Genomic DNA, 21,120 nt, shown 5'->3' with positions numbered 1-21,120 from the left:
GCGGCCTTGCCTGGCTGTCAGGTCGGCAGTCTTCGGGTCGTCTCAAACTCCCTTTGTGGGTGCGGCAGATGATGTTTACTGCCTGTCAGATGCGCTGATCACGCGCCTTGAGACTGAGCGGGGGCAGCAGTGGAGCAAGTAGGGGGCGGAGAGGGGGCCTCCCCGGAACCGTCTGATGTCAGAAACGAGCTCTCTGGGCAGGTGGCTGGTCCGGCCATCCAAGCAGGGGCGATCCATGGCGACGTCAGTATCACAATGACGGGCCCGTTGCCGGTAGCCGAGGATACCGACGAGGCCCTCGCCGAGGAATTGCGCAGGTCGTCACAGATTTGGCGAGCCCGGTTCTCCAGTGTCGACTTGGTCAACCTGCCACGGGTGGCGATGCTCACGCAGGGCAACGCGGTGGCGGCTGCGGCACGGAGAGCCGGACTCGACAGCACGAGACCATTTGGTGGGCAGGGGATGGCGCCGGGGGAGTTCGTCCGGATTGTTCGCCCCTTGTTCGAGACGTGGGACGCGGAGGCGGTGACGCTCTGCGAGCGCACGGCGGAGAAGGTGCATCGCGGCCTTCTGGTCTCCTTCGAAAGCGCTATGCGCTGCAGCAACCCGCCCGAGGTTCCGCTGAAAGGGCCGACTGGAGTCCTGGCCAAGGATCCCCACCTCATCTTCTCTATTGGCGCAAGGAAGGTGGTCATCACCTTCGACCCGCGTTGGCTGACGACAGCGACGTCGAATACCACGCTCCACGAAGCTGCTCGGGAGCCGCTGGTCTTCTCGGGTATTGGAACTGTGGCGTCGCTATCGGAAGAGGGGCATATTCGAGTCTCCGCGCTTGTGTTCGGACAGCCGGAGACCTTGGTGCAGGCTCAGTTTAATTATCTAAGGAAATCTGTTTTGCCGGAGCCGCCCGGCTTGACGTTGGCGGACTTTCGTAATGAACTGTCAGGGTCGGAGCTATCGCAGCTCTACGGGGATCAATCGCAGGGAAGGGGAGCCGTGAGTCGAAAAAGTGTCGCTCTGCTATTTGATGAAGATGAGGTGCTGCCAGGGCAGATTGACCGAGACGTGTTGACCCAGGTATCGCGGGTTGTCCCCGAGTATCGGCGCGATCTGGGCATGGCCGTCGCGAGTCTACTATTCGACGGGAATGGCGTTGCGGCCGCTGACCTTGCTGCCCATTTCCTCGCCCGGGAGCCCGCACTCTGGAAGTCCCTCACGGTGCCTAGTCTCACTACTCTGATTCGGTCCTGCAACCTCGCCGTCGCTACTGTTTCTGGGCTCAGTGAAGAGCAGGCGGCGGATCTGCACGAGGCGATGCGTGAAGCGGTTTCCAGTTATCTTGGATATGTCGAGGTAGACAGGAACTTGCCCTTGCATGAGCGGCTTCTTTCGAAACACGATGAATACCATGTCGTCGGGGCCGAATTGCGGTTGGTCTACAGTGCGGCAAGGCGCGCTCTCGACGAGGCCAATGGTGAGGACCTCGAAGCGCCGTTGGACGAATGGCGGCAGAGAGGTTTGTTTAGGTGCGTGGAATGGGAAGAAGATCTGGAACAGTCTGCAGCCGAGCGCAAGGAGGCGTCGATGATTATGGAGGCTTGGATGAACGCACAGTCTGAATAATCCCCACGGTGATCGATTAAGAACCCCTCCCCCGCTGTGACGCGCGGATTCCCGGGTTGAAGGGGAGCCGACGCGGACATCGACACCGGCTGCAAGAAGGGTACTTCGTGTTCTCGGGGACATCTGTGTAACAAGTCGAGCGCGTGATCACGGCCGTCGTGGTAGCCCCGGACAAGGACGGCCCCCAGTCCTAGGCAGCAGCTAACTGACACGCCCTGGTGTTTTCGGGCGGCCTGATTCAGCTGACTCGCCCAGCCCGGTGAGCGCCGCTGCGAGTTTTGCCCGGGCTTTTTCCGATTAGTCCCTGTCGGAAGAGGCTTTGGTGTGCGTCATGTTGAAGGTGAGGCTTGAGAAGTCCCGGCCTTGGAGCACAGGGCCATTCTGGATGCCACCGCTGATGCTGTTGTGCACGTCGCCGCCCGAGGAACTGGCCTGTGCCCGCTGCCACCACTCATCGAGCAGTACGCGAAATTCTCCATCCAGAGCTGCTCGTACGCCGAGGGCGGTGGCCAGTGCCTGCGCACGCATCGGGTCGGTAGGGTCTCCTGCCAGCGCGGCGACTTCCGGTTCGCCGGAGCTGACCTGGGGTGTCCCGTCGTCTTGTGTTCCCTGTGCCTGGGCTCGCCCGAATGGGCGCCGCACTAGAGCGGTGAGTCCTTGCCATGCCTGACGTCCGGCTTCGCCGCCAAGACCGCCAGCCAGCGCGGCGAGGGCCGCTGCGGTGATCGTGTCCATGCTGGAGCTCCCTCGTTCGGCGACGGATCCCACCTTAACTTCCTCAATGTCATTGTGCCGCCGGTGTGTTCGCGACTAATGGCCCTGCCTGTTCCAAGCGGTGCGTGAACCTTCCCTCACTTCTTGATCGGCTTCTCCGGCACCTCGGTCGGCATCCTCGCCGTTCCTCGCGATCACCTCGGTCTATGAACAACGGAACCTCGCTGCTGTCGCAGGGCGCGGTGAACGGCCTGGGGTAAGGGGACCGGCAACACCGAGAGCGGTGGAATGAGACGTATGAGTAGTGGCGAGGACGGCCGAAAGGCGTCGCTGTGCGGGCAGGGCGAGTGGTCCGGAGTGGAGGCTCCGCGTCGGTACCCTGGAGCGCATGTCTACTGCCCCGGTTCGCGTTCGTTTCGCCCCGTCCCCGACCGGCATGTTCCATGTCGGTGGTGCACGGTCCGCTCTCTACAACTGGGCGGTGGCACGACAGTCCGGCGGCAGGTTCGTCCTACGGATCGAGGACACCGACGCAGCCCGGAACAAGCCGGAGTGGACCGAGGGCATCATCAGCGCGCTCGCGGCGATCGGCATCCATGGCGAGGACCCGGCCTTCGAGGGGCCGTACTTCCAGTCGCACAACGCCGACCGGCACCGGGAAGCGGCTCAGCAGCTCTTCGCGGCCGGCCGGGCGTACTACTGCGACTGCACCCGGGAGCAGCTGAAGGAGCGCACGGGGTCGGAGCACCTCGGGTATGACGGGTTCTGCCGGGACCGGGGGCTGGCCTTCGAGGAGGGGCGGGCGCTGCGGTTCCGGACGCCGGACGAGGGTGAGACCGTCGTGGTCGACCTGGTCCGCGGGGAGCCGGCGTTCCCGAACAGCGCGATCGAGGACTTCGTGATCGCCCGCGGCGACGGATCCCCGGTCTTTCTCATCGCCAACGTCGTGGACGACCTGGATGAGGGAATCACGCAGGTCATCCGTGGTGAGGAGCACCTGTCGAACACGCCGAAGCAGCAGCTGCTGTGGGAGGCGCTCGGTGCCAAGCCGCCCGTGTGGGCGCATCTGCCGGTGATCGTGAACGAGAAGCGGCAGAAGCTGTCCAAGCGCCGGGACAAGGTGGCGCTGGAGGACTACCTCGCCGAGGGCTTCCTGCCCGAGGCGATGGTGAACTACCTCATGCTGCTCGGCTGGGGCCCGGGTGACGACCGGGAGATCAGGCCGTACGAGGAGCTGGAGCAGCTCTTCCGGATCGAGGACGTCAACACCGCGCCGGCCTTCTTCGACGTGAAGAAGCTGACGGCGTTCAACGGCGAGTACATCCGCGCCCTGTCACCGGAGCAGTTCGCCGCCGCCTGCGCGCCGTGGCTCGTCGCCCCGTACGCGCCGTGGCGGCCGGAGGCGTTCGACAAGGACGTCTTCGAGGCGGCGGCTTCCCTGGCCCAGACCCGGCTGGCGCTGCTTTCCGAGATCACCAGCTATGTGGACTTCCTGTTCCTCGACGAGCCGGTCGAGGACGAGGCGTCTTGGAACAAGGCGATGAAGGCAGGTGCTGGCGACATCCTGTCGGACGCCCGCGCCGAGCTGGCCGGCGTCGCGGACTGGGAGGCGGACGACCTGAAGGCCGTCCTGCTCGCCGTCGGCGAGAAGCACGGGCTGAAGCTGGGCAAGGCCCAGGCACCCATCCGGGTCGCGGTCACCGGCCGGACGATCGGACTCCCGCTGTTCGAGTCCATGGAGCTGCTCGGCCGGGACCGCGTGCTGGCCCGTCTGGACACCGCCAGCAAGAAGCTGGCCGCGCAGGCTTAGCCGCTGGTCAGGCGACCTGCGCCAGGAGGTTGCCCCACGCGTCGCCGAAGTAGTTCAGGTCGAATCGGGCCAGGGCCTCGTACGCGGCCTTGGCCTCGGTGTGGCGTGCCGCCGCGCGCTGCCGGACCTGTGCCGGGAGGCGGCGGAGGTCCGGGGCCGGCTGGCCAGCCAGCGCGGCGAGGTCGCCCAGGCCGGCCACCGTGCGGATGAGGCAGGGCAGGCCGAGGAGTAAAGCCTCGGCGGCGCAGCGGCTCCAGCCCTCCCGCATCCGCGGGAGGAAGACACCGACGTCACAGGCGCGCAGCAGACGCAGGTACCGCTCGCGCTCGACGTCGTAGTGCGCGCTGTCGAGGCCGATGGTGTTGCTGCCGCTGGTGATCACCCGCAGTCCGGGAACGCCAGCCAGGGCCGCTGAGACTTCCTCGGCCCCCTTCCAGTGCACGGCCTTGCCCGCGTAGACGCCGATCACGTCGGGTGGCAGGCCGAACTCGGCGCGGCACTCGGCCCGGTCGTAACCGCGTGCCTGCTCTACTTCGGCCATGTCGAAGGCGTTGTAGATCACCCGTACGTTGCGGACGCCGCGGGCGCGAAGCTGGTCGGCCCAGTACGGGGCGACGCACACCACGGCGGCGCACTGCGGCAGAACGCGGAACAGCCGCTCCCAGAGCATGGCCTCGATGGGGGCGGAGTCATGTTGGAGCGGTTCGTAGTGGTGCAGGAGAAACACCGTGCGGGCGCGCATCTCGGGCGTGAACAGCAGCAGGCTCAGGTCGTCCCACACGAAGGTGCCGGTGGTGCCGTGCAGCGCCCGTATGGAAGGGGCCAGGCGGGCGAGGTGGCGGAGCTTGCGCCAGCGGCGGACCCGGTAGGTCCGCTTGTGGTCCGGGACGGTGCGCCATTCCACGTCGTCGGCCGTCACCTCGTGGAGCATCCGTAGGTAGACCCGGCCGCCGGTCTGGCCCACCGGCTCCATCGAGTAGACGACCCGTTTCACGGACGTACCTCCTGTATGTGGTGGACGTACTCGTCGTGCAGGCGCGCGTGCATGGTCTCCAGATGGGGGCCGAGGCCGCGGGCGGCGTCGGCGAGGGGGAGGTGGAAATCGCCCAGGGTTTGGAGGAACCGTCGGCGCCGGTCGAGGTTCGGGGACGCGGCGAGGTCGCGCAGGTTGTGCAGGCGGTCGGCGAGCCGGACGAGGAGGCCCTCGGGCGGGAGCGCAGCCTGCTTCGCGCGCCAGCGGGTCTCGTCGCCGACGGACTTCGTGCGCTGTTCGAGGCGGTGGTCGGCCGTCATGGCACGCAGGCGTGCGGTGAACGGGCCGCCGAGGTGATGGACGAGCAGTGCCTCCGACTCAGGGGACACCTCTAAGGCGTCATGGAGGAGAGCGAGGAGGAGCGTCTCGGGGTGACGGACGCCGATCTCCGTTCGCAGGAGCCTGACGACTGCCAGCGGGTGCTCCAGGTATGGGGTGCCCTGGTCACGGGTGCGGCCGTCGTAGACCGTGAGCGCGAGGCCGGCGGCCACGCGGGCGCGGGACTGCTCGTCCGGGCTCCACGCGGCAGCACCGAGCACGGTCAGGACGTGGTCGAGATCGATGGGGTCCATCCGCCTCACCTCGTACGAAGGGACGCGGCACGGGGATCGGGGACGTGATCGGCGAGCAGCAGGGTGTCCCCGACGGCGAGGGCGTCAAGGCGCAGGTCCACCGCCGCCGCCACGGCTTGCTCAGAGGTCCTCAGGATCGGGGTGCCTTTGCGGTTGAAGGATGTGTTCAGCAGCAGCGGCAGTCCGGTGAGGTCGCGGAACTGCTCAAGGAGGTCGCGCAGGCCCTGGTGGTCGGCGGCGACGGACTGGACGCGGGCGGTGCCGTCGTGGTGGGTGACTGCGACGATGCGGTCGGCTCGGCACCGTCGGACTGTGGCGACGCGGTTCATGAAGGGGTCGCCCGCCGACATGAACCATTCCGTGGCGTGCTCGGCGAGGACGGCCGGCGCGAACGGGCGGTACGCGGCTCGCTTCTTGATCGCGTTGAGTCGGTCCCTCGTGGCGGCGTGACCGGGGTGGGCGAGGATCGAGCGATGGCCGAGGGCACGCGGCCCGAATTCGAGCTGCCCCTGCACCCAGCCGACGATGCGGTGCTCGGCGAGCAGTGCCGCCACTGTGGCTGGCAGTCCGAGCCCGAGGTGGGGCAAGGTGTGATAGCCGGGCGGCACCGTTGTCGTTGGCAGCGCGCCTGGGTTGGGTCCCCACGCCGCGTCGGTGGGAACCGGCAGGCGTTCCTGCCCGAGCTGGTAGTGCCAGCCGTAGAGCGCGGCGCCCACGGCTGTGCCAGCGTCGTGCGGGGCCGGTGCGACGAAGAGGGTGTCAAAGCCGCTGTCGGCGGCCAGCTGGCCGTTGAGGTGGGAGTTCAGGGCGCATCCGCCGGAGAACACCAACGTTGAGGCCCGAGTGAGGCGCTGCAGGTGACGGGCGATGTGGACGACCGATTCGGCGAAGACCTCCTGGACGGCGGCGGCCAGGTCGGCACGCTTGTGTTCCGGCTGTTCCGCGACGTTGTCGGCGGTCCACGCCCGTCCACCCAGGAGCAGCGGTGTGCTGCTGTCCGCGGAACCCCACGGGTGGTCGATGCGGACCTCGCCCTCGTCGCCGAGCCGGACCAGTTCGCGGATGTGTGTTCCGTAGCGCTGGGGATCGCCGAAGGCCGCGAGCGCCATCATGCTGCCTTCGGGCTCGTCGCCGGGCGGGATCACCCGCCGGGCGAGGTTCCGGTAGAAGTGCCCGAGGGAGGAGTGGACCCGCCGGGGCCCGACCGGGCCCGGCACGACGGCGGGCATGCCCTGGTGGAGGCGGTCGATGCGATCGGGCCACAGGTGGTACCCGGTGATGCGCTCCCGGCCCGGGCCGAAGTCGGAGCCCAGGGAGGAGCCGCCGGCGTCGATGACGAGACCCGCGGCGTGCTCGTGCCCGGAGAGCAGGTAGCCGGAGAGCACGTGGGCCGTGTGGTGGGAGAGGAGGCGGAGGTGTTCGCCGAGTGGGGCGGGCAGGAGGGCGGCGAGTTCCTCCCGCTCCTCGGCCAGCCACCAGCCGGCCGCGGGGTTGGGACGCATGGAGGCGGCCCAGACGGCGTCCACGTCCTCCGGTTCGAGGCCGGCGGCCTCCAGGCACCACTGGAGCGCGCGGGTCGGGGCCGTGAGCGTGCCTTTGCGGGTGGGGTGGTTGTGCTTGACGCCGCTCCAGCGCTCCTCTTCGGCTGCGTAGAGGCGGCCGTCTACGACAAACGCGGCGGCCGTGTCGTGGTGGAAGTTCAGTCCGAGGACTGCGGGCATGGCGGTGTACCTCCCGGTCAGACGGTGAGGGCGGGGACGAGTGCGGCGCCGGAGTCGGTGTACTCGTGGCAGCGCAGGCAGAACCGGAAGTGGTGCCCGCGGGGCGCGAACACCTTGGCCGCGAAGTCCTCGTCCCAGATGCTGAATTCGCTGTCGTCCTTCGCCATGGCGTTGAAGCAGCGGTAGCAGGACCCGTCCATCTCGATCATCAGGTGCTTGTCGAGGTATCGGTCGCAGAGGTCGCGCAGCTCGTTCGCCGGCTGGCCCACGTCGACGTGGTGCACGTGGTTGGTGACATGAATGGCGCCGTACTGCTCACACAGCGCCCCGAGCTGCGTGAGCCGGGTGGAACTGATGCCTTCCAGGACACTGTTGACGACCACGGTCTTGCCGGCTTCGCGGAGGCGGGGCACGACGGCGTGCACCTCGTCGTAGTTCCCGTGTTCGTCGTCGCAGCCGATGAGGATTTGGTCGTAGGAGCGGAGGGTCGCGTCCATGATCGGCTGGTTGCGGGCCAGGGTGATGGCGTTCGTGCCCAGGACCATGACTTTGTCCGGCAGCCGCTTGCGCGCGGCGTCGCTGAGCGCCGGGAAGTCCCGGTGCACGGTGGGTTCGCCGCCGTTGATGTGCAGCTGCTGGAAGGGGATGGTCTCCAGCCGGGTCAGGATGGTGAAGAACAGATCCAGGGACATGTTCTCGCCCTGGGCGCCGTCGGCGAAGATGCAGAAGTCGCAGTGCCGGTTGCACTTCGTGGTGATCTTGACCTTCGCCGTTTTGAGGATGCGGGGAACCGGCGCATGCGCGGTCATCGCGAGACTCCTTCGGTCAGAGGTGGACGTCGTCGGGCGTTAGGCTGAGGAAGTCCTGGACAGTGGTTCTCTGCTGGTGCCAGCGCGCGATGGTTGCGCGCAGGGTGTCGACGGTGGTCGGTCCGGTGGGGATCAACGCCGCCATCCGGGCGGCCAGCCGCTGGGCGGCAGTCGCCTCGTCTGCCGCGAGCACGGTCAGGGTGTGCGCGGCGGATCGAAGTTCCTTCGCCTCCCGCCGGATCAGGTACTCGGTCGCCACGCCGGGCGGCGGGTCGAGGTAGTACAGCCAGCGGGCGACGCGTACGCGGAGCACGCCGGCCGTCATCACCCAGTCAGTACGAGCGTGCTCCCGGCCCTGGCCGTCTGGGCGGCCCTGGTCAGGAACGCGGCGCATGGCCGCCTCCAGGGCGACATGGGCCGCGCGGAGCAGGTGGCGCGGGCGCCGTGGTCGGACATCGGCGCGGTTCTCTGAGTGCCGGAGGAACAGCTCGGCGTATCCGTCCAGTCCCTCTGGCCACCACTGGGTGAGGGCCGCCGTCTTTCCGGGGCAGCGGGTACGGGTCGCGAGTGCGGCGGCAGCGAACCAGCACGGGGCGAGGTAGTGCCACGCCACGCAGTGGCGTCGGTACGCGGCGATGTCCTCGACCACGTTGTCCGTGCTGTCCGCAGCCAGCTGGTATCGGCCGCCCATCCGAGCCTGGAGGATCCCCCGATAGAACCGCTCATCGACCTCGCACCAGGGCGCCATCTGGGCCCGTGACTTCCACCGCTGGAAGTCACGGGAGCTCCCGCTGATCAGTGACCAGGTCGCGAGTTCGGGCGCGGACACGAGCCGCCCGTCCGCCTCTGTCACGGTGAACGCGAAGCCGGGCGGGTGCTCCAGGAGACGTCGATGGGAGACCTCCCGGCCGACCGCGGCGGCGTGTGCGGCGGCCAGGTGGTGATTCCACTCTTCCCAGTCCGCAGGTGCCTGGCGCAGGAGGACCCGTACGTCGATGTCGGAGTGTGGAGCCAGCAGGTCGGCCGGCTGCCACTTGTGGGTGAGCATCACGGCCCCGACGCCGTGAGCGTCCAGCTCGCCTTCGTACAGAGCGCCGAGCTCCTGGTAGAGAGGCGGCGCGTCGACCACGACCATCACCGCTCCCCGGTGGAGGCGCGGGCGCAGGAGGGGCCGGCTGCCCCCGTGGGGAGGACGGGCAGCAGGGGCAGGACCGGGGTGCCTTCCGGGCGCTCCATCCGGTCCCAGCGCAGGTCGTAGTCGACGTAGTGGAAGCCCTGCCAGGCGTCGTTGGTGCTGCGGTCGAGCATGGCCTGGAAGAGGTGGGCGAAGGCGTCGCCGAGGGTGCCGTCGGCGAGGTGGGGCTTCAGGGGGATGTCGCGGTTGTGCAGGATGCAGGGTCGCGCCACTCCGGTGGGCGTGATCTTGATCCGGTTGGCGTCGGAGCAGGTGGCGCAGCTGGAATTGGAGATGAAGCCGATCGACCCTGCCCACCCGTCGGGACGGAGGTACTGACCGGGGCTGCGGACGCCCAGCTGGTTCCGGGGGACTTCGCCGGCGTTGGCGAACCACTCGTGGAGGCGGTCGCGGACCTCTGCCTCGGTGATGAATTCGGTGTCGAACAGCGCCTGGGCGGGACCGATGTTCTGGAGTTCGATCAGGCGGACGGCGACGGGCAGGTCACGGGCGAGTTCGGCCACGGCGAAGGCGTCGTCCAGGTAGGTGCGCTGAAGAACGCAGTTGATCTTCACTCGCAGGCCGAGGGAGAGGGCGGCGTCGAGGGTGCTCCGGGTGGTGTGCGGGTCGCCGCCGCCCATGATCGCGGCGGACCGCGCCGGGTCGAGGCTGTGGAGGCTGAGGTTGAGGTAGGTCATGCCGGCGTGGTGAAGCTGTTCGACGCTCAGCCCCCGGCGCAGGTTGCCGTGGCTGGTCATGCCGATCGCGGCGTCGGGCCCGAGGCCGTCGGCGAGGCCCGCGATGACGTCGAGGATGTCGGCTCGGAGGGTCGGTTCACCACCGGAGCAGTGTGCCTTCCTGATCTTCCAGGCCCCGGCCTCGGTGGCGATGGCCGCGTAGTCGGAGGCGGTCAGGGGCCGGTTCTTGTGCCCGTAGTCCGGCATGCACCGGGGCTTGCAGAACACGCAGTCCAGATTGCACAGCGAGTTCAGGGTGAAGGCCAGGTAGGGGTGGTTGCGGCCTCCGGCGGCGAAGGCGGCGGCCAGGTCGTCGTGGTCTGCGGTGGGCATTGGTCAGCCTCCTACGAGCGGAGAGCGGGTGGCGGGCGCCTCGGCCAGGCCGTTGAGGGGCAGGCCCGAGAGGTAGCGGTGCAGGTTGTCGGCGAAGAACGCCACCGCCTCGTCCATGTACGCGCGGCAGAACACCGAGCTTTTCGGGGTGAGTACGACCCGAGGGTGGAGCCGCAGCGGATGGCGGGCGGGTAGCGGTTTCGGATCGAAAACGTCCAGGGCCGCGCCGCGCAGGTGGCCGGTGTCGAGGGAGGCCAGTACGGCCGACTGGTCGACGGTTGCCGCGCGGCCGAGGTTGAGGAAGAGAGAGCGGGGCTTGCACGCAGAGAAGAGGTCGTGGTCGAAGTAGCGGTGCGTGTCAGGGGTCGCGGGCAGCAGATTGACCACGACGTCGGCGACGGACACCGCCTGGTGCACCGCCGTCGTGTGCACCCACGTGATCCCGCTTTCAGAAGCCGCAGGTGGTGTCCGGCGTACTCCGATGACGTTCATGCCGAAGGCCCGAGCAGCCTGGGCGAGGTGGCGTCCGACGCTGCCGCAGCCGACGATGGTCATCGTCGCCCCCGCCAGGTCGAAGAACTCCTCGGCCAGGTCGTCCTTCCACCAGGCACGGTTCCGCTGGACACGCTGGCTGGTGAACAGCCCGCGGGAGAAGCCCAGGACCAGGCCCATGGCGTGCTCGGCCATGGGCCTGCCGTGGAAGCCGTACGAGCGGGTCAGGGCCACCCCGACGGAGTGCGCCTCGGCGACGGGCAGATGGTCGGTGCCGGCGGCCGGGGAAGCGATCCACTTCAGATGTGGCGCGGCGAACAGCCACGAGGGCGCGAATCGCCACCCGAAGTAGACGTGTGCGTCGGCCAGCTGGTGCGGCACGGCCTCCTCGGTCGCCCTGCGGAACTCGACGCCGGGGAAGGCGGCGGACAGCGCACGCTCGTGCTCGGAGGACAGCCGCCAGAAGGAGTGCGGGGACTCCAGGCTGATCAGCACCACCGGCTGGTTCATCGCGCGCGGCCCTCCACGGTGGCTGACCGCGCCAGCGCCAAAGGGGCGATGCGGTCCATGACGGAACCGACGCTGGCCTCGTAGTCGTGGCGGGAGCGCACCAGGGTCGCCCCGGCGCTGCGGAGTCGATCGCGTTCTCGGGGCAGGACGGTCAGGGCCCGGTGCAGGGCGGATGCCAGGGATCTGGGGTCGTGCGGTGCGGCCGTGAAGCCGGTCTCGCCGTCGATGACGGTCTGAGCCAGGCCGCCGGCCGTGGTCGCGACCACCGGGCCCGCACCGGCTGCGAACGCCTCCAGGGGTATCCGGCCGAAGGGCTCCTCTCGAGAGGGAACGATGACCGCGCGCAGGGCCGGGCTGTGCAACCAGGCACGGATCGCGGGGGTGAAGCGAGTGATCAGAGTCGCGTCCAGATCGTGCGCGCGGATGTGTGCCGCCAGGTCCTGCTGGTACGAGGAGGGGTGCTTGTGTTCCTCCGAGGTCACGGCGGCCAGCAGCAGGTGAGGAACGGGGACACCGCGTTCCTTCAGCAGGCGCAACGCCTCTAGGAGATCTTCGAAGCCTTTCGTCGGGACTGCGCGGCCCATGGCGAGAAGGAATCCGGCGCGGGCCTTGAAAGGCAGCGGCAGAGCCGTGGTCGGCCTGACCATCTCCTCACGGATCAGTCCGTTCGGGATGCTCACGATGCTCGACCGAGGGACGGCGTAGTTGACGACGAGGTGGCCTCGCATGTGGGAGGAGATAGCCCCGACGCGCGCACCTCGGAGTGTCGCCGCTCGCAGGGCGTCCCGCTCCCAGCGGACGCGGGAGACGTCCTTGGGCCGCGTCAGCGCGGTGGTGGAGCGGGGCACGAGCAGCAGGTCCGTGGTCGGCGACGTGTAGGGCGCGAGCCCGAGGAACGGGATGTCGAGGCCGACGAGGAGGCACCGGCTCGCCCGCGCGGCGATGCGTATGGCCGCCTCGCCCGCCAGGTCGCACAGCTGAACCGAGCCGCGGACCGAGTCCGGCGGCGCGTTGACCTTCGGGATCGTGATGACCTCGGCCGCGGCCTGTCGCAGCATCTGCCGCACCTCGCCGGCCCACCGCTGATCGTGCGCTCCCGCGGTCTCGGGCACGTGCGGGGTGATCACTGAGAGGCGGCCTGCCGGCAGGAGCCGGGCCAGTGCCGTGAGGAAGGCACGGTTGCTGAAGCCGGTGCCCGACTCCGCACCGTAGAAGCCCTCGTGGAGAGCGACGACGACCCTGGGCTGGCGAGCGGCCTCCGGTACAGCCGTGGGTGAGGGTGGGGCAGTCGCATGGTCGATGCGCACTGTGTGGTGCCTCCTTGGAGGACGGGTTTGGGCAGGCTTGGACATCAGGCGCCGGCAGACGAAGGGCAGGGCCTGTGGGTGAGTCGGCACCAGGCACGAGAGCCGCTGGTGCCAGTTGTCAGCGACCAGGCATCGGCCAAGGCATCGACGATGAGCAGTCCCCGACCTGATTCGGCCTGCTCGTCGGGAGCGGTAGGAGAAGCGGGTGCGGGTCGGGAACAGCCGCCGTCGGTGACGGTGATCTCGATCTCCAGGCCGCCGCTGGCCAGACTCCTGCGGTCGACGCACAGAACCAACGGCGGACTGCCCGAGACGAAGGCGTTCGTCGCGAGCTCCGACCCGATCAGGCGGGCGTCAGCAAGTACGTCCGTCTCAGTGCCACGCAGCGCCAGCGTTACGGCGCTCCGGGCGACCTCGGCCGCTTCCGGTCCGTACGGCAGATCCGTGATCAGGGTGGTTGTGCCATCGCCAGCGACGAGCCCGCGTCCGGGGGCGGAGGTCGGTCGTTCGGCGTCACGGTCCAGCACATCGCCCGGTCGGCCTGGGGAGGTGCTCGTGTGCTGTCTCAAGACCCACCTCTTTCTCCGTCGGCTCGGAAGACAGGCGCCTCCGCCGAGATCCAAGAACACAGGAGGGGGATGGTCAGGCAGGACCCGATCAGTGGGTCAACTCGGTCAATTTCCATGTGACGGTGGTGAATCGTCCGCCCAGGGGCATCACCATGGGGGCTGCGAAGTGATGGACGAACCACTGGAGCGAAGGGTGGTCGCACGTGGCACCGCAGACAGGCGAGCCCAACGTCGTACTGGCGGGGTGCCTCGACGAACTCGGGTGGAGCCCGAAGGCGTTCGCTCGCAAGCTCAACCGAGTGTTCGGCGCGGGGACGGTGGCCGAGTCGGCGCCGTACCACTGGCGGGACGCCGGCGCCCTGCCGCGCTCGCCGTTGCCGATGATGGCCGCCTACGTGCTCTCCCAGGAGCTGGGTAGGAATGTCTCGGTGGCCGAACTGTGGCAGGGCCGTGTGGGCGACTCGTCAGCGCTGGTCCCTGCGGACACAGATCTCGCGCGGCCTTGGACCGCGCAGGGCATGGAGGCGATCGTGGAGGACTGGGTGATGGGAGGGCTTGTCGACCGTCGCCGGTTCCTCGCGATCTCGGGCGCGGGACTCCTCGCGATCGTCGCCCAGTACCTCGACGGCACCGCGGGACGCGGTCAGTACACGCCTCGAATGACGTCGTCGCTCGGCACCGATCCGCTCGTGGACCAAGTGGAGCAGCATCTCCCCATGCTCCAGTTGCTCGATGACGAGCACGGAGGGGCACGTCATCTGCCCTACGTTGGAGCGCAGTTCCGGGCTGTCGGACTGCTGATTCGCGAAGGCGGCCACCCTCCGGCTGTCGCGAGCCGTCTGATCCGCGCGCTCGCGGAGATCGGTCAGCTGGCCGGCTGGATGGCCTTCGACGCGGCCGACCACGGACTGGCGCAGCGCTACTTCGTCACGGCGCTTCGGGCCGCCCATCAGGTCAATGATCTTCCCCTGTGTGCCCACATCCTGGGCGACCTGTCCTTCCAGGCGGCGAGTCGCGGACACCCCGCGGACGCCATCGCCCTCGGAGAGGCCGCCCGCCGTGCGAGCGATGCCGCTCCGCTGGCTGTCCGGGCGTCCGTCCTGTCCCGGCTCGCCTACGCGTACGCCGCCGCCGGCCGTGACAACGACTTCGCCCACACTCGTGGCGCTGCCCGCGAACTGATCGCAAGCCGGGACGGCCGCCAAGAAGAGCCCCGCTGGATGTACTTCCTCACCGACAACCACCTGGACTGCCAGGCTGGTTACGGCCTCATCCAGATGGGTCGTGCACAGCAGAAGGCGGAGAGCGGAAAGAAGAGCCGCCGCTTCCTCGCCCAAGGGACCGAGATGCTCAGATCCGGGGCGTACGACGTCCCGCGCGGCGACCCCAGCCAGCGCCGAGCCATGTTCGAGGGAGCCTGGCTGGCCCTGGGCCACAGCGCCCACGGAGACCTGGAGGCAGCCTGCGAGATCGGCCAGATCGCCGCCGACCGCCTCGATGTCGTCCGCTCGCCTCGCAGCGCGGCGCTGCTCCACCAGCTTGCCGCCGACCTCCGCCGCCGACAGCGCAACCCTCACGTGCGCGGCTTCCTGCCAGCCCTGGAGGACGCCCTCGCCCAACACGCCCCATCGACGCAACCCGGCCGTTAGGGTCAGACACATGACCGCAGGGGAGCGCGTTGTCGTTGTCGGGGCTGGGGTGGCTGGGCTCACCACGGCCGTTGTTCTCGCCGAGGCCGGGGCTTCGGTGCACGTGATCGCCGAGCAGGTGCCGGGGGGCACGTCGCTGGCGGCCGGGGCGATGTGGGGGCCTTACCTGGTCGAGCCGAAGGACAAGGTCGACCAGTGGGGACAACGGTCCCTGGAGATCTTCCGCGAGCTGGCCCAGGACCCGGCGACGGGCGTCCGGCTCACCAGTGGCATCGAAGCGTCCCGCACGGCCGAGGCCGCGCCGGACTGGGCCACCACTTTGCCGGGTTTCCGACCGTGCGAGCGGGCCGAACTTCCGGCCGGGTTCACGGCGGGTTACCGGTTCACCGTGCCACTGATCGACATGCCCACCTACCTCGACTACCTCCTGCGTCGGCTCCGCGATGTCGGGGGTGTGGTCGAGCGGCGACGGCTGACCTCGCTCTCGGACGCCGGTCCAGCCTCAGCGATCGTCAACTGCGCGGGCCTTGGTGCACGCGACCTGGTTCCGGACCCTGACCTCCGGCCCATCCGCGGCCAGCACGTCGTCGTCACCAACCCCGGGCTGACCGAGTTCTTCTCCGAGGACACCGGTCTCTCGCCCGATCTGCTGTGCTTCTATCCTCACGGCGACACCGTCGTCCTGGGCGGCACAGCGATCGACGGTGAGGGCGATCTGGCCCCCGATGACAAGGCGGCGGCCGGTATCCTCGCGCGCTGTGCCGAGGTCGAGCCCCGACTCGCCCAGGTTCGTGTCCTGGAGCACCGGGTCGGCGCTCGACCGACCCGCGCCACGGTCCGTGTGGAGGAAGAGGTGGGGGAGGACGGCACCGTGGTCGTGCACAACTACGGGCACGGAGGTGCTGGCGTCACGCTGTCGTGGGGGTGCGCCGAGGAGACTCGGGATTTGCTGTCGATCGCGTGATCTGCACGTGGAGGAACAGACGTTGCGACGTCCGCAGCGCGGGATCGCTCAGGGCGCCCCGACACGCTTGTAGCCGAACCACAACCGGCCGCCGGTCTGCCCGAGCACCTCGTCCACGACGGCCACGAGGGTCTCGACTCTCCCGTCCAGTACCTCCTGTAGGCCGTGGTGGAGGCGTGTGCTGAGCCCTGGCGCGGTTGTCTCAAGGCGGCGTGCCAGCCACTTCCCACCGCCACCCCACGAACCGCCAACGGCCAGTGCCAGCTCACCGGTGCGTCGCACCAGTTCGGTCGCGATGAACAGGCGCTCGCTCTGGTCGTCGCTTCCCGCGAGGTCGTCGAGGAGGTCGGTGATCGCGTAGCGGCGGTCGTCGATCTCTTCCGACGACACCGGGGGTGGTCCGGCGGCGGTCAGCTTCCGGGCCTGTGCGGCGAGGCGGGTTTCGAGTCCATCGGTGTCGAAGAGCAGCAGCCCGTCGGCACACATCCACAGCAGCGGTGACCGGCGCTTGCGCAGCTCCCTTTCGACGTAGGCGTGCCATGTCGCCTCGGTGTGCACAAACATCTCCACTGGCCAGTCGGCGTACTGGAGGCTTGCCCGGTAGGGGGCTGGGGCGCCGTGGAGCAGGACCACGACGTCGAGGTCCGAAGTGGCCGTTCGGCGGCCGGTCACGACGCTGCCGCCCAGGAACGCGGGTCGTGCTTCGGGGTGATGTTCCTCTACGACGGCGCGTGCGGCCTCGATCGCATCCATGCGGCAACTATCAGCACTGTCCCCGCCGCGCGCACGCTCTTTCTCTGTGTGACTGCGATGTCTCGCCCTCTGCTTCTCAGTTCGCCGGGGGCAGACAGCGAAGATCCACGAATGACTGGCCAACGCGGCAGCGGCATGTGAACCTGGACGACCTTCTCGCGAAGCACCAGGTCAGAGAGATGATTGTCTGTGACTGCGGCGCCCCAGGGGCCCGGATTTTCCACCACTGGCGAGGCCCTGCGGCTGCGCGAGTGGCTGCTCGGCCCGGGCCAGGCCACGCTCGTAATGGATCAGTTCTCTGCCGACGACTTCCACCTGGTCGTGGACGACCGCGCGGACGTACACGTCAATTCGAAGGACGGTCGCTTCTACCTTGGATGGTTCCCGCTCGGGCGCCCTGGCACCGACGGCGAGGGATGGAAGATCGTCGTCACCGGTACGGCCAAGGTGCGCGGCTACCAGATGTCCTTCGACACCGAGACGCCGGCCGATGTCGTCGCCGCCGCTGTTGCTCGCGTTCTGGAGACGTCCCAGCAGCTGTGACTGCCAGAGGCTCCAGCCCCTCGGGCACCCTCGACGTCCGCGCTAGCGGCATCAAAATCACCAAGCTCTTGGAGGGGTACCTGCATCCCGACTTCCCGATCGGCCCACCTAGCCCGGTGAACGTCCCGTCCGCGTACTGGGTCGGTCCACGGCACCTGGCCGGTGACGACGGACGCCTGTACGACGCTGTCGCCGATACGCTCGCTGGCCTGGGCTGGACGAGCCTGACGATCGTCCGCGGGCGCCAGCAGCCGGACGAGGCGCTGGAGGACCGACAGGTCTTGCGCAGCACCGTCCTGCACATCAGTCCCGACTCCCTGCGGTGGGCGCAGTGGGTCTTGCCGGACGAGCCGTTCCACCTGGGGAACCTGCCGATCGCCTGGCAGGTGTCCGCTCGTTCGGACCCGAGCAGCCCGCTCGCCCAGTGGTCGGCCTACTTCACCCCCGAGGTCCCCGGAGAGGTCCTCGGCACCTTCCTCGCCGCGCTCGACGCCCGCGATCAGCCGGCCATGCCGCTCGGTGGCCCCGAGCTGGTCCTCGACGCGGTTACGGCGCACGGGTGGCTGCGTGACGTAGACCAGCCCGGCACGGGAGCGGTGGACCCGACGTTCGCCTCCCACGTCCGCCTCGGCGAGGTGCCGCCCCTCATCCAGGATGGCGACACACTCGCGCTGGTGGCTGAGGCGGACGAGGCGGCCCTGGCCGGGTGGCAGGCGTGGGCGGAGCCGGTGCTCGGAGCGGGCTACCTGTGGGCGGCGTCCTTCGGCCCCAGCGTGCCGCACGACCTCGTCGCCGCCTTCGCCGATTCCCTCAGTTCCAGCGCACCGGTGCTGCGTCGGGTGGTGCCGGAGAGCACCCATGACCGGCTCCTGCGCGCTCCAGCCGGCTGAGGGCCATCCAACGCATAGAAGCCGGGCCTCCCCTCGGGGAGGCCCGGCTTCATGCTGCTGTGCCCTGGTCGGCGTCCTCGTGCGTCACGGTCTGAGATTGTTGAGAGCGGTCCGCCTCCACGCCTGGTGCTTCGTTCGGCGTGACGAGTCCTACCGGCTATCGCATGGGACGCACACGCCTCTGTGTCAGATGCCGGATCGGTCTTTGGAGCCGGTCACCAGCGCGTTGGGTACGTATCGGCGCGGGGGCCAGGGTCAGAAGGCGTAGGGGGTGAAGGGGCGGATTGGGTCGACGATGAGCCCGAGGAGGCGATCGAGCTCGGCTCGCTCGTCCTCATTCATGAGCTCGACGGCGTTGCCGAGCCTCTTCACGTCGAGTCGCTCCCAGAACGGGGCCAGGAACTGGTCGAGGGCATCCGGAGCTTGGTCCATCGTGCGCCGGTAGTCCTCGTATCGCTTGTGCTGCTTCCTGATCTCGTCGAACTCGGCGCGAGTGGCCCTGCGGAGGAGGCTCAGCTCGTCCTTGCTGAACGGGCGTCCGTCGAGGTGGTACCACTTGCTGGTCTCACGCTGGCGCTCGACGTCCGTGTCGCAGAGCAGGACGACGATCTCCGGTCGTGCTTGGGTGTTGGGCATACGGGAGTTCCTCCTGGGAGTGGGCGGGTGAGACATAAATGGTCCGGAGAACCGCCGGTTTGCCCAACCGGCGATCGTCGGCTATGTTGCGTCGCTTTCCGGTCAGCGGCGGCGGCCGGAATAGTTCGCGGTGTCCTGCCTCAGCGGCGTGTTGGGCACTGAGGGCTTCTGGCGGTGACTGCCTTGGGCGAGTGCCTCGTGGGAGCTTTCGGGTAGGGCGGGCAGGTGGGCGCTGCGGCGCAGGCGCCAGACGAGGACGTCGCTGATGGAGGTGGCGGTGCCGAGCTCGCGCCGCCGGGCAGCGTCAGCCAGCAGAGCTGCCGGGTCGTGGCCAGCCCTCCGGGCGTCGTCGAGGGTGGTGGCCAGTGCGGACCAACCGTCCTCGGCCCGGATCCGTTCTGCCAGCTCCGGTAGCACGTGGCGAACAAGGTCGGCCTGCCGCTGCCGGACGCGCGGGGCCAGGCGCTGGCCTCGCTGGCCCAGTGCGGCCATGGGCTCCCCCGCGGCGGCCTGGTAGGCGGCGCGCAGATGCTCGGCGGTTTGTCGGGCGGCTGCGGCCTGCTGGCTGTGGTGCTTCTTCGCGTGCCAGTTCGCGGTGGCGATGGCGAGGAAGAAGGCCATGTCGATGAGCATCGCGGTGGTGGCGCCGTCTTCGCCGCGACCGAGGGCTGGGCCGCTGTGGACGAGGTCGCGGGCGGCCTGGCGCAGGGCGCGGTCATGCCCGCGTACGGCCCTCACGTGGGAGCGGCTGGCCCGCTCGAATGCGAAGGCCGCTTCGCGGAGTTCAGCGCGGGTGTGGGCGGCGGAGGTCTTGGCGAGCGCGTCCAGGACTTCACCCGCTGCGGCGATCTGGGCAGCTGCCGCGCCGTCATCTCCGTGATCGATGATCACGAGGGCCTGCCAGGTGGCGGCGGAGGCTCGGCGCCGCGCGAACGCGGGACCGGTCACGTCCGGCAGGACCGGCTGCTCCCGCCCTGAGCCGTCCGCCGAAGCGGCCTCCGCGGGCAGCGCCCAGCGTTCACGGATGCGGGGCAGGGACAGATCGGGCGCGAGCGTGGAGCCCGCGTAGAACACCGGCTCCTTCTCACCGTTGCGGTCGTCGGCCAGGGCGACCTTGTAGCCGAGCAGGTCGCCGGAGGGCGCGACGCGCTTGCGGATCAGCAGGCCGGCGGCGGCCAGGCGGTCGAAGAACTCCTCCGTGGAGGTGGTGCCGGCGACGGCGCGGCGTACGGTCTCGCGCAGTTCCTCACGCGCGGTGCGCTTGCGGTCTTCCCGTTGGGCTTTGTGGCGTTCGGCGCTGGTGGGCCGCTGGGCGGCGGTGCCGTCGCCGGCGTGGAGGCGGCGCAGCCCGTAGTCGTTTTCGATCTTGCGGGCTTCGGCCTGGGAGCGTTTGCCGTCCTGGCGAAGGCGGGCCTGGCGGCCGTCCTCGCGGACGATGGTGGCGATGATGTGGATGTGGTCGTCGGCGTGCCGGACGGCCGCCCAGCGGCAGGCGGCGTCGTCGCCGTCGGGGGCGATACCGGTGGCGGCGACCATCCTGCGGGCCATCTCGCCCCACTGCTCGTCCGACAGGATCGGGTCCTCGGGGGCGGCGCGTACCGACAGGTGCCACACGTGCTCGGCGGGCCGCCGGCTCTCGGGCATGGCCATGACCGGCTGGTCGAGCAACCGCTGGAGATCGCCGTACGTGGCGTCGGGGTCTCGGCCGGGATCGGGGGCAAGGCCGTCCCAGGCGGCCACCAGGTGCGGGTCGATGTGCTCCTCGTGCGTGCCGGGCCCGTACAGGTAGTGGAGCAGGCCGATGGTACGCCTGCCCCTGGTGTGGACGCGCGGGATCACGCAGCCGCCTGGTTTTCCAGGTGCTGCTGGGTGAAGGCGTCGACTCGCTTGGCGGCACGCTGGACGGCGGCGAGGACGGCCGCGGCCTGCGGGGCGTCGGCTCCGGAGTTCAGCGCTTTGGCTACCTGGTTGAGGTTGTTGCCGATCTGCCCGAGGTGCCGCCGCAGCGCGAACAGCTCCTGCAGCATCTCTTTCTCACCCGCGATGTCCGCCGCGGTGCGGTTGAGGTCGCGGGCAGCGTTGAGAGCCGCGCGGGCAAGGAACCCGGCGACGCTCATATGGCACTCGGCGGCTGCGCGGACGAGGAGTTGGTACTCGTCGTCGTTCATGCGGCAGCTGGGCTGGCGCACGCGCTTCTTCTCGTCGCGCAGACGCTCACGCTGCTGCACACGGGGCTTCGACGGAGCAGCGTGAGCGCAGTCGGTGCTGTGGCACGTGCGCG

At 69.0% G+C, this 21,120-nt stretch carries 20 protein-coding genes; 6 read left to right on the top strand and 14 right to left on the bottom strand.

Translation table 11 applies throughout. The features are described from left to right. Window positions 1-375 precede the first annotated feature (375 nt). Complete coding sequence (locus B9W62_RS17860; protein WP_143665465.1) at window positions 376-1,623, top strand: hypothetical protein; 1,248 nt, start codon at window positions 376-378, stop codon at window positions 1,621-1,623. A gap of 297 nt (window positions 1,624-1,920) precedes the next feature. Here the strand turns inward: B9W62_RS17860 and B9W62_RS17855 are convergent, their stop codons facing one another. Next, window positions 1,921-2,358: a hypothetical protein gene (locus B9W62_RS17855; protein WP_087808072.1), complete on the bottom strand. Its 438-nt coding sequence runs from the start codon at window positions 2,356-2,358 to the stop codon at window positions 1,921-1,923. A gap of 415 nt (window positions 2,359-2,773) precedes the next feature. On the opposite strand from B9W62_RS17855, the gene gltX reads away from it, so the two are divergent. Continuing rightward, window positions 2,774-4,147 (top strand): glutamate--tRNA ligase, encoded by a 1,374-nt coding sequence (gene gltX / locus B9W62_RS17850; protein ID WP_234341943.1) that lies wholly within the window; start codon window positions 2,774-2,776, stop codon window positions 4,145-4,147. A gap of 7 nt (window positions 4,148-4,154) precedes the next feature. Here gltX and B9W62_RS17845 read toward each other — a convergent pair whose 3' ends face one another. From B9W62_RS17845 to B9W62_RS17805, 9 genes are read right to left on the bottom strand one after another with little or no spacing between them, the layout of a single operon-like run. Beyond that, window positions 4,155-5,141: a glycosyltransferase gene (locus B9W62_RS17845; protein ID WP_087808071.1), complete on the bottom strand. Its 987-nt coding sequence runs from the start codon at window positions 5,139-5,141 to the stop codon at window positions 4,155-4,157. Continuing rightward, the gene (locus tag B9W62_RS17840; protein ID WP_087808070.1) at window positions 5,138-5,752 is read right to left on the bottom strand and encodes an HD domain-containing protein; all 615 of its coding nucleotides are present in this window, start codon (window positions 5,750-5,752) and stop codon (window positions 5,138-5,140) included. Before B9W62_RS17840 ends, B9W62_RS17845 begins: the two co-directional genes overlap by 4 nt. Window positions 5,753-5,757: 5 nt before the next feature. Continuing rightward, window positions 5,758-7,473: a carbamoyltransferase family protein gene (locus tag B9W62_RS17835; RefSeq protein ID WP_087808069.1), complete on the bottom strand. Its 1,716-nt coding sequence runs from the start codon at window positions 7,471-7,473 to the stop codon at window positions 5,758-5,760. 17 nt (window positions 7,474-7,490) lie between these two features. Next, window positions 7,491-8,282: a radical SAM protein gene (locus tag B9W62_RS17830; protein ID WP_087808068.1), complete on the bottom strand. Its 792-nt coding sequence runs from the start codon at window positions 8,280-8,282 to the stop codon at window positions 7,491-7,493. Between the two features lie 16 nt (window positions 8,283-8,298). After that, window positions 8,299-9,417: a hypothetical protein gene (locus tag B9W62_RS17825; protein ID WP_087808067.1), complete on the bottom strand. Its 1,119-nt coding sequence runs from the start codon at window positions 9,415-9,417 to the stop codon at window positions 8,299-8,301. Continuing rightward, window positions 9,417-10,526, bottom strand: coding sequence for a radical SAM protein (locus tag B9W62_RS17820; protein ID WP_087808066.1), 1,110 nt, complete (start codon window positions 10,524-10,526; stop codon window positions 9,417-9,419). Before B9W62_RS17820 ends, B9W62_RS17825 begins: the two co-directional genes overlap by 1 nt. Before the next feature lie 3 nt (window positions 10,527-10,529). Beyond that, complete coding sequence (locus tag B9W62_RS17815; RefSeq protein ID WP_087808065.1) at window positions 10,530-11,528, bottom strand: D-2-hydroxyacid dehydrogenase; 999 nt, start codon at window positions 11,526-11,528, stop codon at window positions 10,530-10,532. Continuing rightward, entirely contained in the window at window positions 11,525-12,835 is a 1,311-nt protein-coding gene (locus tag B9W62_RS17810; RefSeq protein ID WP_087808064.1) for a glycosyltransferase family 4 protein, read from the bottom strand. The genes B9W62_RS17815 and B9W62_RS17810 overlap by 4 nt, the downstream gene beginning before the upstream one ends. A 44-nt stretch (window positions 12,836-12,879) precedes the next feature. Then, window positions 12,880-13,404, bottom strand: a complete 525-nt coding sequence (locus tag B9W62_RS17805; RefSeq protein WP_087808063.1) for an ATP-binding protein — start codon at window positions 13,402-13,404, stop codon at window positions 12,880-12,882. Window positions 13,405-13,607: 203 nt separating this feature from the next. On the opposite strand from B9W62_RS17805, the gene B9W62_RS17800 reads away from it, so the two are divergent. Together B9W62_RS17800 and B9W62_RS17795 are read left to right on the top strand one after the other, a co-directional pair. Further along, a complete protein-coding gene (locus B9W62_RS17800; RefSeq protein ID WP_087808062.1) occupies window positions 13,608-15,053 on the top strand; it encodes an NsdA family TPR-like regulatory protein in 1,446 nt (481 codons plus the stop codon). A gap of 10 nt (window positions 15,054-15,063) precedes the next feature. After that, complete coding sequence (locus B9W62_RS17795; RefSeq protein ID WP_053637914.1) at window positions 15,064-16,017, top strand: FAD-dependent oxidoreductase; 954 nt, start codon at window positions 15,064-15,066, stop codon at window positions 16,015-16,017. A gap of 48 nt (window positions 16,018-16,065) precedes the next feature. On the opposite strand, the gene B9W62_RS40200 is transcribed toward B9W62_RS17795, so the two are convergent. After that, a complete protein-coding gene (locus tag B9W62_RS40200) occupies window positions 16,066-16,770 on the bottom strand; it encodes a nucleotidyltransferase domain-containing protein (RefSeq protein WP_179235540.1) in 705 nt (234 codons plus the stop codon). A 189-nt stretch (window positions 16,771-16,959) separates the two neighbouring features. Here B9W62_RS40200 and B9W62_RS17785 point away from each other — a divergent pair, with 189 nt between their 5' ends. After that, a complete protein-coding gene (locus B9W62_RS17785; protein ID WP_087808061.1) occupies window positions 16,960-17,313 on the top strand; it encodes an SPDY domain-containing protein in 354 nt (117 codons plus the stop codon). A gap of 68 nt (window positions 17,314-17,381) precedes the next feature. Further along, on the top strand, window positions 17,382-18,203 hold the full coding sequence (locus B9W62_RS17780) for an SPDY domain-containing protein (RefSeq protein WP_053637949.1): 822 nt from the start codon (window positions 17,382-17,384) through the stop codon (window positions 18,201-18,203). A gap of 255 nt (window positions 18,204-18,458) precedes the next feature. On the opposite strand, the gene B9W62_RS17775 is transcribed toward B9W62_RS17780, so the two are convergent. The 3 genes from B9W62_RS17775 to mobC all read right to left on the bottom strand — a co-directional run bounded on the left by B9W62_RS17775 (window position 18,459) and on the right by mobC (window position 21,067). Then, a complete protein-coding gene (locus B9W62_RS17775) occupies window positions 18,459-18,839 on the bottom strand; it encodes a hypothetical protein (RefSeq protein ID WP_053637911.1) in 381 nt (126 codons plus the stop codon). Between the two features lie 102 nt (window positions 18,840-18,941). After that, the gene (locus tag B9W62_RS17770; RefSeq protein ID WP_087808060.1) at window positions 18,942-20,678 is read right to left on the bottom strand and encodes a relaxase/mobilization nuclease domain-containing protein; all 1,737 of its coding nucleotides are present in this window, start codon (window positions 20,676-20,678) and stop codon (window positions 18,942-18,944) included. Further along, window positions 20,675-21,067 (bottom strand): plasmid mobilization protein, encoded by a 393-nt coding sequence (mobC, locus tag B9W62_RS40745; RefSeq protein ID WP_007492055.1) that lies wholly within the window; start codon window positions 21,065-21,067, stop codon window positions 20,675-20,677. The genes B9W62_RS17770 and mobC overlap by 4 nt, the downstream gene beginning before the upstream one ends. Between the last annotated feature and the right edge of the window lie 53 nt (window positions 21,068-21,120).

It is taken from the genome of Streptomyces sp. CS113, assembly GCF_002188365.1.
Taxonomy (GTDB): domain Bacteria; phylum Actinomycetota; class Actinomycetes; order Streptomycetales; family Streptomycetaceae; genus Streptomyces; species Streptomyces tendae.
Note: the sequence above shows the minus strand (reverse complement) of the source record. Positions and strands in the feature narration are given on the sequence as shown.

What these genes read in the sequence shown, in the direction of transcription:
- B9W62_RS17835 (WP_087808069.1), bottom strand. Translation starts at nt 7,473, where the DNA reads ATGCCCGCAGTCCTCGGACTGAACTTCCACCACGACACGGCCGCCGCG.
- B9W62_RS17825 (WP_087808067.1), bottom strand. Translation starts at nt 9,417, where the DNA reads ATGGTCGTGGTCGACGCGCCGCCTCTCTACCAGGAGCTCGGCGCTCTG.
- gltX (WP_234341943.1), top strand. Translation starts at nt 2,774, where the DNA reads ATGTTCCATGTCGGTGGTGCACGGTCCGCTCTCTACAACTGGGCGGTG.
- B9W62_RS17830 (WP_087808068.1), bottom strand. Translation starts at nt 8,282, where the DNA reads ATGACCGCGCATGCGCCGGTTCCCCGCATCCTCAAAACGGCGAAGGTC.
- B9W62_RS17795 (WP_053637914.1), top strand. Translation starts at nt 15,064, where the DNA reads ATGACCGCAGGGGAGCGCGTTGTCGTTGTCGGGGCTGGGGTGGCTGGG.
- B9W62_RS40200 (WP_179235540.1), bottom strand. Translation starts at nt 16,770, where the DNA reads ATGGATGCGATCGAGGCCGCACGCGCCGTCGTAGAGGAACATCACCCC.
- B9W62_RS17775 (WP_053637911.1), bottom strand. Translation starts at nt 18,839, where the DNA reads ATGCCCAACACCCAAGCACGACCGGAGATCGTCGTCCTGCTCTGCGAC.
- B9W62_RS17840 (WP_087808070.1), bottom strand. Translation starts at nt 5,752, where the DNA reads ATGGACCCCATCGATCTCGACCACGTCCTGACCGTGCTCGGTGCTGCC.
- B9W62_RS17815 (WP_087808065.1), bottom strand. Translation starts at nt 11,528, where the DNA reads ATGAACCAGCCGGTGGTGCTGATCAGCCTGGAGTCCCCGCACTCCTTC.
- B9W62_RS17855 (WP_087808072.1), bottom strand. Translation starts at nt 2,358, where the DNA reads ATGGACACGATCACCGCAGCGGCCCTCGCCGCGCTGGCTGGCGGTCTT.
- B9W62_RS17820 (WP_087808066.1), bottom strand. Translation starts at nt 10,526, where the DNA reads ATGCCCACCGCAGACCACGACGACCTGGCCGCCGCCTTCGCCGCCGGA.